Genomic DNA, 11,519 nt, shown 5'->3' with positions numbered 1-11,519 from the left:
ACGACGGCGCCCGTTTTCCCTTCGGGTGCGAAGGAAGAAAGTTTGTGACGGAGGCCTTGCCGGGGACACCCCGGATCGCGACACTCGTGCCCCGTCGGCCGCGTCCTCGCCGCCGGCGGCGCCGGCCGCACGCCCGGCGCCCCCACGCCCACCGGAGGTCGTCGATGCCGTCGATGCGCCCGCTCCGCCGCACCACCGCCCCCGGCACCACTCCCCGCACCGCCCGCACCCCCGCCCGCGGACGCCTGCGTTCCGGCCGCCTCCTCGCCGCCGCCGCGGCGGCCTGCTGCCTGCTCGCCGGCACCGCCGCCACCGCCCAGGCCGCACCGGCCCCCGTCCCCCTCACCTCGTCCTCCTGCCCCTCCGTCATGGTCCAGGGCGAGAACGACGGCTGCGTCACCGAGCTCCAGAACCTGCTGGACACGCACGGCTCCAGCATCGCCGTCGACGGCGACTTCGGCCCCACCACCCTCACCGCCGTCAAGAGCTTCCAGTCCGCCGTCGGCCTCACCGTCGACGGCCAGGTCGGACCGTCCACCAAGAGCGCCCTCTACGCCTCGCCGCTCACCGCCGTCCGGCTCACCTCGCCGCACTGCGCCGTCGTCGTCCGGCAGGGCGAGCACGACGGCTGCACCACCGAGCTCCAGCGGCTCCTGAACCAGCACGGCGCGTCCCTCACCGTCGACGCCGACTTCGGACCCGCCACCCTCGCCGCGGTCAAGGCGTACCAGTCCTCCGCCGGGCTGCCCGCCACCGGCGACGTCGACGCCGCCACCAAGGCCGCCCTGTACGGGCAGCCGGTGCCGCCCGCCCCCGTCGACCAGGGCGCCGGCCGCTACGCCGCCGTCGTCGGGTACGCCCAGGCCGCCCTGAACGCCTACCTGCCGTACGTCTGGGGCGGCGGCCACGACGACGCGGCCACCGGCCCCTCGATCGGCACCTGCCAGGACTACACCGGCGTCATCCAGCCGTGCCCCGCCGACCACACCGTCGGCCTGGACTGCTCCGGGCTGACCCGCTGGGCGTACTGGCAGGCCGGCGTCGGCGACATCGGGCAGGTCACCGACGACCAGATCGCCAACCCCCGCTTCCACGCGGTCACGCAGGCCGCCGCCCTCCCCGGCGACCTCGTCTTCTTCGGCACCAGCCGCACCAGCCCGGCGCACGTCGGCATCTACACCGGCACCTCCTCCGGGGTCCCCACGATGATCGACGCCCCCGCCACGGGCAGCTTCGTGAAGTCCGAGCCGGTCGCCAACCACTCCGGCCTGATCGGCTACTACCACTACAGCTGAACCCGGCATCCCGTCCGCCTGCCCGGTCCCGCGACCGGCCGGCGGACGGGGGCCGTCCGCCTGCCCGGCCGCGCCCGCCCGGCCGCGGTACGGTGCACGGGAGGAGACGGCCCGGCGGGCCGCCGGACTGCCCGGTGCACCGCGCCCCGTCGTGGACGGACGTGGACAGCGGGGTCGCCGTGCCCCGCCGGCCGAAGGAGGCGACCGCGGAACCCCGACGCCCCACCCTTCCACCGCCGGCCGGCGACCCCGGAGGTGCGCCGTGACATCACCCGTCCTGGCCGTGGTGAGCGGTGGGCCCGGCACCGGCAAGACCACCCTCGCCCACGCGCTCGCGCGCGAACTCGGATGCCCCGCGGTCGTCCGCGACGAGATCAAGCAGGGCATGGTCCTGTCCACCCCCGGACACCGGAGCGGAGGCGACGACCCCCTCAATCGCACCACGCTGGAAGCGTTCTTCGACGTCCTGGAGGTGCTCCTCCGGGCCCGGGTGACCGTGGTCGCCGAGGCCGCCTTCCAGGACCGGCTGTGGCGGCCCCACCTGGAACCGCTCGCCGGACTCGCGCACGTCCGCGTCATCCGCTGCACGGCACCCGCCTCCGTCGCCCACGACCGCATCGTCCGACGCGTCCGGACGAGCGCGCACCGGGCCGCACACGCCGATCGGGACCTGCTCGACGCCGTCGCCGCAGGGGAGCACTCCCTGGAGTCCTTCGTCCCGATCTCCCTGGACGTCCCCACCCTCGCGGTGGACACCTGCAACGGCTACAGCCCGGGCCTGGACGCCGTCGCATCCTTCATCCGGGCCTCCCCGGCCACGGGCCCGTCCGCGGGCAGCGGCTGACGGGCCGGGTCCGTCGTGCCCGTTCCGGCACGGCCGGCGCACCGCCCCGGGTCCTCCGGGCGGCCGGTCCTCCGCCGCCCGGTCCCGTTCCGGACCGGTGCCCGGGCCGCGCAGGGGCCGGCCCGCGGCGTCCGCCCCACCGGGGGACGCCGCCGGACGGCGGCGGGGGACGGGGCCGGTCCCGCGGCGGCACACCGGACGTGCGCCGCGCTCCCGCAGCCCCCGGGTACGATCCGCAGCACGCCGCCCGCCCCCGCGACCGCCCCCCGGTGCCCGGGCCGTCCGGCGGTGCGACGAGCGGTCCGCGCCGGTCGCGGACACACGACCGAGGAGGTGGCCGGGCATGCCGGTGCACATCGCGCTGCTGCGCGGCGTCAACGTCGGGGGCCGCACCAGGGTCGGCATGGCCGACCTGCGCGAGCTGTTCACCGGCCTCGGGCACGGGGACGTGCGGACGTACCTGCAGAGCGGCAACGTGGTCTTCACCGCCGCCGCCGACCGGGACGCCCGGACCCTCGCGGCGGAGGCCGAGGAGCGGATCGCCGCGGAGCTCGGGGTGGACACCGCCGTCCTGCTGCGCACCGGCGGCGACCTCGCCCGGATCCTCGCCTCCCACCCCTTCGCCGGCGAGGAGCCGGACCCCGCCGCGCTGCACGTCACCTTCCTCGCCGAGGAGCCCGCCCCCGACCGGGCGGCCCGCCTGGAGGTGCCGCCCGGCGAGACCGCCCGGTTCTCCCTCCAGGGGCGGGAGGTCCACCTCCACTGCCCGGACGGGTACGGCCGGACGAAGCTGAACAACGCCTTCGTCGAACGCCGCCTCGGCGTCGCCGCCACCACCAGGAACCGGCGCACGGTCACCGCGCTCCACGCCCTCGCCGCGTCCTGACGCCCTTGCCGCGGCCGACGGCGCGGGCACGCCGTCCCTCGCCGGATCAGGTGGAGACGTCCACCTGGTAGCGGCGGGCCAGTTCGGCGACGTGAAGGCTCCGGCCGGTCATCGACATGAGTTCCGCGTCGTCGGCGAGTGCGGCCACGACACGCCCCACACCCCGGGGGGACTGGGAGTCGTCCAGGTCGAGGTGGTCCGCGAACTGCATGACGCCCTCCGTGCGGACCAGGCCCGGGTACAGCGCCACGGACGCCACCCCGTCCGCGGCGAACTGCCGGGCCATCGCGGCGGCCAGGCGGTCGTCGGCGGCCTTGGCGACGCTGTAGGCCACACCGTGGGCGCCCGTGTCCATGTCCGTGTCCGTGTCCGTGTTCGCGTTCGCGTCCGCGTCCGTCTGTGCGGCTCCGACGTCCATGGACACCGTGACGACCGCACTGCCCGCGGTCCGCCGCAGCAGGGGTGCGCACAGCGCGCTGCTGACGTAGTGGGTGCGGACACCGGACCCGATCATCGCGTCCCACAGCTCCAGCGGCTGGTCCCAGAAGGGGGCGTTCCACTCGGCCCAGGCGCCGGCGTTGAGCCGCTCGTAGCCGGCCCAGGCGTTGTTCACCAGCAGGTGCAGCGCACCGGATTCGGCGTCGATCCTCCGGACGGCAGCCCGGACCTGTTCGTCGTCGCGGTGGTCGCAGACCACACCGATGCCGCGGCCGCCGGCGGCCGTGACGGCCTCGGCCGTCTCCTCCACGCTGCCCGGGAGGTGCGAGGTCGACCCGGCAACCCGGGTCGAGCGCGCACTGACCCACACCGTCCAACCGGCCCCGCCCAGCGCCAGGGCGATCCCCCGCCCGACGCCCCTGCTCGCCCCGGTCACCCACGCGATTCTCTCCGCCACGGCCCGCACCTTACCGGCGCGGCCCGGAACGCCTCCCCTGTAGCGCAGCTGACACCAAGTCGGATCCGGCACCCCCGGTCACCCCCGGTCACCCCCGGTCATCCCCGGTCATCCCCGGTCATCCCCGGCGGACGGGGCCGCCCCCGACCGCCGGGGCAGCGGCCCCGCCGGTGCCCGTCGGCGAAGGCCGGACACCCCCCGGGCCGCCGTCCTCCCCCGCTGCCTGGTCCTCCCCGGCACCGGCCGGGCCGGCCCCGCCCACGTCCGCGTCCGTCCCTGCGCCACCGCCACCGCCACCGCCACCACCCGCGACCGGCGCACCGGTCACCGCGCTCCACGCCCTCGCCACGGCCTGACGCCCGCACGGCGCAGGGCCCGTCTCACCCCGGTCCCGTCCCGGACGCCCCCGCGGACGCCGTCCCCGCCGGAGTGCCCGGCGCCGGGGCCTCCGCGGCGGGGGACTCCGCGGCGGGAGCCGGCCGTCCGTGCGGCAGGTGCCGCACCGTCCGCGACGCCAGCGGCGCGGCCGCCGCGGCGGCGTACACGGCCCCGGCCGCCACCGCCACGGCGGGCCCGCCGAACCGGTCAGCGAGCGGCCCCACCGCCAGCTGCCCGACGGGGATCGCCGCGAAGGACAGCAGGTCGTCGATGGACGACACCCGGGACAGCGCGTGCGGCGGGACGTGCTCCTGCAGCGAGGTGTCCCAGCCGACCGCCGCGATGCCCGACCCCAGCCCGGCGGCGAGGGCGGCGGCGACCAGCCACGGGGCGTCCAGCCGCGCGCCGAGCGCCAGGAGCGGCAGCGCGCCCAGCACGCTCGCCGCCTGGCCCAGCCGCAGCAGCCGCCGGACCACCAGCCGGTACGCCAGCGCGCTCGCCGCCAGCAGGCCCGCACCGCGCGCGCTGAGCACGAACCCCCACGCCGCCTCGCCGCCGCCCTGCCGGGTCAGCACGGGACCCAGGACCTGCCAGGTGCCGACCTGCACCAGGTTGACCGCGCAGAAGCCCAGCGACACCGTCCACACCCAGCGGATGCGCCGGTACTCGGCCCAGCCGTCGCGGATGTCGGCCGCCAGGCCGGAGGTGCGGGGGCGGGCGGGCACGGCCGCGAGGGGGGACAGGCAGGTGAGGCAGCCCGCCGCGACGAGGTAGGTCAGCGCGTCGAAGGCGAGGGCCGGACCGCCCCCGGCGGCCTCGGCCAGCACGCCCGACAGGCTCGGGCCCAGGACCTTCGCGGTGTTGCGCACCGACTCCAGCAGCGCGTTCGCCTGGCGGATCCGGTCGCCGGGGACGAGTTCGGGCACGATGCCGCGCAGCGCCGGGGTGGTGAACGCGGCGAGGATACCGTTGAGGAAGCCCAGGGCGGCCACGGGCGCCAGGGCGTACCGGCCGGTGAGCAGCAGTGCGGCGGTGGCGCCCTGGGTGAGCCCGGAGCCCAGGTTCGCGGCCACCAGCACGGCCCGGCGCGGGAGGCGGTCCGCCGTAGCCCCGCCCACCAGGAGGAACAGGAGCAGCGGCACCATGTGGGCGGTGAGGACCACGCCGAGGTCGCGCGGCCGCCCCGAGGCGTCGAGGACCGCGAACGCCAGCGCGACCGGCGCCATCGAGGTGCCGGCCAGGGACACCGACTGCGCGGTGAGGAAACGGCGGAAGTCCCGGTGGCGCAGGAGCGGTGGGAGCATGCACCGCAGTCTGCCGAGGCCGACGGTACGGGTACAACTTTTTCCCGGGGGTCCGGGGGACGACGGAGGGCGGCGCCGCTGCGGCTGGGCCCGCAGGACCGGTCCCGGGCCCGTTCCGCCCTGCCGCCGCCCGCCGGGGCGCCCGCGCCGGTGACGGTGCCGGGCGCACCGCACGTCGGCCCGGCACGGCCGGGCGGCCACCCGGCCGGTTCGGGCTCCCACCCGGCCCGGCCGGGCGCCACCCGGCGGTGCTGCGCGAGGCCGGGCTCGCCGCCGGGACGAGAGCCCGCCGGCGGGTGGTCCGCCGACGGGTGGTCCACCGGCGCACCTCCCCCGGCGACGCCCTTGCCGGGGGAGGGGGCCTCCGGATCCCGGGGGAGCCGGGCGGCCTGGCCGGTCGGGCCGGCCGGTCAGGGGCGTCCCCGCAGGTGCGCGAGCACGGCCTCGACGGCCGCCTCGCCGCAGACCCGGGCGGCGCCGTGGGTGGCCACGTGGACCGCTCCGCACGGGGGGAGTCCGGGGAGGCCCATCTCCACCACGACGGCGTCGGGGCGGCGTCCGACCAGGTCGAGCAGGGCGTCCCGCATCCAGGCGTGGCGGTGGGCGTCGCGGACCACGAGGACCAGCGGCCGCCCGGCCGCGGCCGCCGCGACCCGGTCGCCGGTGCCGGTGCCGGTGCCGGTGTCGAGGCCCGGGCCGTGGTCCGCGTCCGCGGCCGTGAGCACCTGGGAGGTGGTGCCCGGCAGGACCTCGGCGAGCCGCCCGGCGACACCCCAGCGGGTGAAGGCGTCGACGGCCACGGTGGCCGCCGGACTGAACTCGGCGACGTGCGGCGCCCCGGCGGGCGGCGCGGTCACGGCGGCGCCGCCCGTCCGCACCCGCAGCGCCCGCCGGGCGGCCTCCAGGCCGACCGCCCGGTCCGACCGCCCCGCCCCGCCCGTGCCGCCCGTGCCGCCCGTGCCGCCCGCCGTGTCCGCCGGCTCCGTACCGTCCGCCGGACCCGCGGTCGCGAGCGCGTCGGCCTGGAGCTTGCGGGACCAGGCGGCGAAGCGGGCGACCCGGTCGGCGGCCTCGGCCAGCCGCTCCTCGGCGAGGACGCCCTCCGCCACGGCGGCGGCGACCGCCGACCGCAGCTCCTCCATGACCCGGTCCCCGCCCCGGTTGCCCACGCAGACGAGGTCCGCCCCGGCGGCCAGGGCGCGGACCGCGGCGCCGGACACCCCGTACCGGTCGGCGACCGCGGCCATCTCCACGGCGTCGGTCACCACCAGCCCGTCGAAGCCCAGCTCCTCGCGGAGCAGCCCGGTGAGGACGCGCCGGCTGGCCGTCGCCGGGTGGTCCGGGTCGAGGGCGGGCAGCAGCAGGTGCGCGGTCATCACCGCCCGCGCCCCGGCGTCGACCGCGGCCCGGAACGGCGGCAGCGCGACCTCGGCCAGCTCCTCCCACCCCGCGTCGACGACGGGCAGGCCGTGGTGGGAGTCGACGGAGGTGTCGCCGTGGCCGGGGAAGTGCTTGGCGCAGGCCGCCGCGCCGCCCTCGTGCAGCCCCCGCACCCAGGCGGCGGTGTGCCGGGCGACCAGGGCGGTGTCGCCGCCGAAGGAGCGCACCCCGATGACCGGGTTGCGGGGGTTGCTGTTGACGTCGGCGTCAGGGGCGTAGTCGAGGGTGATCCCGGCGGCGGCCAGGTCGCGGCCGACCGAGCGGGCGACGGCCCGGGTCAGCTCCTCGTCGTCGATCGTGCCCAGCGCCAGGTTGCCGGGGTAGGAGGAGCCGGTGGCCGCCTCCAGCCGGGTGACGTCGCCGCCCTCCTCGTCCACCGCGACGATCACGTCGGGGTTCTCGGCCCGCAGCTGGGCGGTGAGGGCGGCGGTCTGCGCCGGGCCGGTGGTGTTGCGGGCGAAGAGCAGGACGGAGCCGAGGCCGCCGGCGATCCGGCGGCGCACCCAGTCCGGGGCGGTGGTGCCGGTGAAGCCGGGCTGGAGGACGGCGTCGGCCAGCCGGAGCAGGCCGGGGTCGGAGGCGCGGTCGGGCATGGGCGGTCCTTGCGTGGTCGGGTGGCCGGGCTGGGGCTGGCGGTTCGTCAGGAGGGCCCGTTGCGGGGCCCGTCCTCGCCGAGGGTGCGGGCGACCACGTCGGCGACGGTCTCCTGACGGTGCAGCAGGGTGAAGCGGACCTCGCCGCCGTCGTCCACCTCGAAGCCGTGGACGGCGGGAGAGGGCAGGCTGTTGTAGTGGAACGGGGTGGAGAAGTAGTAGGCGCCGGTGTCGGGCAGCACCACCAGGTCTCCGGGTTCCAGCAGCGGCAGGTCGCGGGCGCGGGCCACCAGGTCGCCCGCGAAGCAGCACGGGCCGGCGACGTCCTGCGCCACCGTCTCCCGGCCGCCGCCACCGACGCCACCGCCGGCACCGCCGCCCTTCAGCGGGACGCCGTCGGCGTCGTACGCCAGCACCCGCAGCGGCCAGGAGTCGGGCAGGAAGACGGTGCGGGCGGCGACCTGCACGCCCGCGTGGGTGAGGGCGACGGCCCGGCCGCCCGCGCTCTTCGTGTACTCCACGCGGGAGGCCATGAAGCCGTTCTTGGCCAGCAGCGAGCGGCCCGGCTCGGTGACCACCCGGTACCGGCCGCCGAAGAGCCCGGGGGCGCCGGCGCGCAGCGCCGCCACCTGGTCGGCGAAGGTCGGGTCGTCGCGGTCGCCCGTGAAGTCCACCGGCAGGCCGCCGCCGATGTCGATGCCCTCGACCCGGTCGGCCCCGCACCGCCGGTCGACCTCCTCGGCCAGGCCGACGACGGCGGCCACCCCGGCGGCGGCCAGCTCCGGCGGGCAGCCCTGCGAGCCGACGTGGACGTGCAGCCAGCGCAGCCAGGGCCGCTCCAGGAACGCCCGGACGATCCGCTCGCGGTTGCCCGGGTCGTCCAGCGCGAAGCCGAACTTCGACTCGCTGCCCGCCGTCGACATCGCCGCGATCGAGCCCAGGCCGACCTGCGGGTTGATCCGCAGCCCGATCCGGGAGCGGCTGCCGGGACCGGCCATCACCGCGTCGACCCGCTCCAGCTCCTGGAAGTTGTCGATGTTGACGGCGACGCCCGCCGCCAGCGCGGCCGTCAGCTCCGGCCGGGTCTTGGCGGGGGAGTCCAGCACCAGCTCCTCGGGCGTGAACCCGGCGGCCAGCGCCTGGGCCAGTTCGCCCGGACTGGCGACCTCGCAGCCCAGGCCGTGACGGCGCATCAGGCGCAGGACGGGGACGAGGCTGTTGGCCTTGGCCGCGAAGGCGTGCCGCACGGACACGGACGCCGGCCACGCGGCGTGCAGCGCCGCGGCGCTCGCCGCGATGCCGTCGAGGTCGAGGAAGGCGGCCAGCGGGGAGTCGTCCGGGTCCAGCAGCCCGGCCCGGACGGCGGCGCGGACCGCCAGGTCGCGCCGCGCCGCGCGGCCGGGGCCCGCCGGTGTGCCGGGGGCGTGCGGGCGGTCCGCGGCGTGCGGGCGGCCGGGGGCCTGCGGGCGGTCCGGGGCCTGCGGCCGGCCGGGGGCGTCCGGGTGGCCGGGGGTGCGCCGGGAGGTGCCGTCCATGCTGCTCCTGGTCTGTGCGGTGGCGGGGCGGGGGCGCGGTGCGGGGTGCGGGGTGTGCCTGTCCTGCGGGGTGTACCGGTACGGGTCCAGGATGCGGGGTGCGGGTCACTCCGCGGGGTAGAGCAGGTGCCGGGCGCGGACGGCGGCGAAGGCCTCCAGCTCCGGCTGCCAGGAGGCGGCGGCCTCCTCCGCGGAGGCCCCGGCCTCCAGGGCGAGGCGCAGCCGGCCGCTCCCGGACAGCAGGTCCAGCATGCGCGGCCGCAGGACGAGCCGGTCCGGCCACAGGTCGCGGACGGCGGTGAGCAGCTCCAGCCCGGTGCGGACCGGCTCGAAGACCGCCGGGTCGGTGACGTGCAGCTGGACGCCGCACAGCCGCTCGCCGGCCAGGGTGTCGGAGGCGGGGGTGAAGTACGCCTCCCGGAACCGGACGCCCGGCAGCCCCCGCCCGTTCATCCGCCGCGCCAGGCGGCCGTCGATCCAGGGCGCGCCGCACAGTTCGAACGGGGTCGTGGTGCCGCGCCCCAGGGAGAGCTCCGTGCCCTCCAGCAGGCAGGTACCCGGGTAGGCCAGGGCGGTGGCGGGCGTCGGCATGTTGGGGGAGGGCGGCACCCACGGCAGGCCGGTGGCGGGGAAGAGGTCGGCCCGCCGCCAGCCGCGCATCGGGACGACCTCGGCGGGCGGGACGTCCAGCAGGGCGCAGAAGAGCCCCGCCAGTTCGCCCATCGTCATGCCGTGCCGCACCGGCACCGCCGCGCGCCCCACGAAGGACGCGTGCGCGGGGTCCAGGACCGGCCCGGCCACCGCCAGGCCGCCCACCGGGTTCGGCCGGTCCGGCACCACCACGGCCACCCCGGCGAGCGCCGCGGCCGCGAGGGCGTCGTGGAGGGCCGACTCGTAGGTGTAGAAGCGGGCGCCGGTGTGCTGGAGGTCGACGACCAGGACCTCCGCCCCGGACTCGGCGAGCATCGCGGCCAGCTCCGGCACGCCCCGCTCGTAGGTGTCGTACACCCGCAGTCCCGTCGCCGGGTCGGTCCGGTCGTCCTCGGAGGCGCCGGCCTGGGCGGTGCCGCGGAAGCCGTGCTCGGTGCCGAACACGGCGGCGACCTCCACGCCCGCCCCCAGCAGCGCGTCCAGGCCGTGGCGCAGGTCCGGCAGGACCGCCGCCGGGTGGGTGAGCAGGCCCACCCGGCGTCCCTCCAGCAGCCGGAAGCCGTCCTCCGCCAGGGCCTCCAGGCCCGTCGTGACGCGCGGCCGGGGCCCGGGTGCGCCCGCCCCGGTCACGCGGGCTCCTTGGCGTAGGTGCGGAAGACGCGGTCCAGGCGGGAGCCGACGGTGCGGGCGTAGAAGCCGACCGGGCCGGTCCAGCCGATCTCGGCCCCGGTGAGCCCCGCGTCGCGCTGGTCGCGCAGGCAGCGCCGCAGCAGCACCGCGCCCACACCGCGACCGCGCTGGGACTCCGCCGTCCCCATCGGCCCGAACCAGGTGCGCCGGTTGACGCCGTGGCAGGCGAAGCCGACGAACTCCTCCTCCGGGCCCTCGCCCTGCACCGCCACGTGGCAGCGCGGCGGGTCGTAGGTGAGCGCGGTGGCCGCCTCGGCCTGCCAGGTGCCGCCCCAGGAGCGCATCCAGGCGCTGAACCGCGGCTCGTCCCCGGCCTCCAGGCGGCGCACCCGGACCCCGGCCGCGGCCAGCCGGCGCTCGTCGGCCCCGGTCTCCAGGTCGGCGGCGCCCAGGTCGGTGGACATGTTGAAGGCGTCGGCGGTGCGCTCGTACCCGGCGGACTCGGCCAGGCAGACCGCCGGGGTGTAGCGGATGTCGATGCCCGGCCAGGCGTAGTGGGGGGCGCTGCCGCGGATCACCAGGCGCCCGGCGCCGGCGGCGGTCAGCCGCTCCTCGATCCCGGCGAGCAGGGCCCGGCCGTGGCCGCGGCCGCGGTGGTCCGCCGCCACGGCCAGCAGATTGGTGTGGCCCACCCGGGGCGGGGCGGTGCCGTCCGGGGCGGGGGCGGGCCCGGGGCCGAGCGAGCCCAGGGCGAAGCCGGCGACCCGGCCGTCGACCTCGGCGACGATCCGCAGGTCGGGTCGGTCGGCGGTCCCCTGCCAGAGCAGGTCCAGGACGTCGGCGGCGTCGGCGTCGTACCGGAGCGCCTCGGCCGCGATCCCGTGCAGCAGGGGGAGGTCGCCGCGGCGGGCGGTGCGCAGGGAGGGCTGTCCGTCGTCCGGCATGCTGTCGGCCCCATTCGTTGCTTGCTAACATGGGAAAACTTTCGAGCGGTGGAAACTTACCAACGATCGTCCGGGCCTGCCAGAGTCCGGCCGTCCGGGTCCCGACCCGTCGGCGGACGATTCC

At 77.8% G+C, this 11,519-nt stretch carries 9 protein-coding genes; 3 read left to right on the top strand and 6 right to left on the bottom strand.

Annotated features, from left to right (window positions below; all coding sequences use genetic code 11):
• Window positions 1–164 precede the first annotated feature (164 nt).
• The 3 genes from LO771_RS01110 to LO771_RS01100 all read left to right on the top strand — a co-directional run bounded on the left by LO771_RS01110 (window position 165) and on the right by LO771_RS01100 (window position 3,025).
• Window positions 165–1,295 carry a peptidoglycan-binding protein gene (locus tag LO771_RS01110; RefSeq protein ID WP_230647372.1) on the top strand — a complete coding sequence of 377 codons (1,131 nt, stop codon included), beginning with the start codon at window positions 165–167 and terminating at the stop codon, window positions 1,293–1,295.
• A gap of 262 nt (window positions 1,296–1,557) precedes the next feature.
• On the top strand, window positions 1,558–2,139 hold the full coding sequence (locus LO771_RS01105) for an AAA family ATPase (RefSeq protein ID WP_230647370.1): 582 nt from the start codon (window positions 1,558–1,560) through the stop codon (window positions 2,137–2,139).
• A 343-nt stretch (window positions 2,140–2,482) separates the two neighbouring features.
• The gene (locus LO771_RS01100; RefSeq protein WP_230647368.1) at window positions 2,483–3,025 is read left to right on the top strand and encodes a DUF1697 domain-containing protein; all 543 of its coding nucleotides are present in this window, start codon (window positions 2,483–2,485) and stop codon (window positions 3,023–3,025) included.
• Between the two features lie 46 nt (window positions 3,026–3,071).
• Here LO771_RS01100 and LO771_RS01095 read toward each other — a convergent pair whose 3' ends face one another.
• The 6 genes from LO771_RS01095 to LO771_RS01070 form a co-directional block, all read right to left on the bottom strand.
• Window positions 3,072–3,920, bottom strand: a complete 849-nt coding sequence (locus LO771_RS01095) for an SDR family NAD(P)-dependent oxidoreductase (protein WP_230647366.1) — start codon at window positions 3,918–3,920, stop codon at window positions 3,072–3,074.
• A 380-nt stretch (window positions 3,921–4,300) separates the two neighbouring features.
• Window positions 4,301–5,602 carry an MFS transporter gene (locus LO771_RS01090; RefSeq protein ID WP_230647365.1) on the bottom strand — a complete coding sequence of 434 codons (1,302 nt, stop codon included), beginning with the start codon at window positions 5,600–5,602 and terminating at the stop codon, window positions 4,301–4,303.
• Between the two features lie 410 nt (window positions 5,603–6,012).
• Window positions 6,013–7,635 (bottom strand): glycoside hydrolase family 3 protein, encoded by a 1,623-nt coding sequence (locus LO771_RS01085; protein WP_230647363.1) that lies wholly within the window; start codon window positions 7,633–7,635, stop codon window positions 6,013–6,015.
• Window positions 7,636–7,682: 47 nt separating this feature from the next.
• Window positions 7,683–9,170, bottom strand: a complete 1,488-nt coding sequence (locus LO771_RS01080) for a diaminopimelate decarboxylase (protein WP_230647361.1) — start codon at window positions 9,168–9,170, stop codon at window positions 7,683–7,685.
• Between the two features lie 105 nt (window positions 9,171–9,275).
• The gene (locus LO771_RS01075) at window positions 9,276–10,451 is read right to left on the bottom strand and encodes an exo-beta-N-acetylmuramidase NamZ domain-containing protein (RefSeq protein WP_230647359.1); all 1,176 of its coding nucleotides are present in this window, start codon (window positions 10,449–10,451) and stop codon (window positions 9,276–9,278) included.
• Window positions 10,448–11,395 carry a GNAT family N-acetyltransferase gene (locus LO771_RS01070; RefSeq protein WP_230647357.1) on the bottom strand — a complete coding sequence of 316 codons (948 nt, stop codon included), beginning with the start codon at window positions 11,393–11,395 and terminating at the stop codon, window positions 10,448–10,450. The genes LO771_RS01075 and LO771_RS01070 overlap by 4 nt, the downstream gene beginning before the upstream one ends.
• Window positions 11,396–11,519 lie beyond the last annotated feature (124 nt).

The sequence above is a fragment of the Streptacidiphilus sp. ASG 303 genome (genome assembly GCF_020991365.1).
GTDB lineage: Bacteria > Actinomycetota > Actinomycetes > Streptomycetales > Streptomycetaceae > Peterkaempfera.
This window is presented reverse-complemented; position numbering and strand designations above follow the sequence as displayed.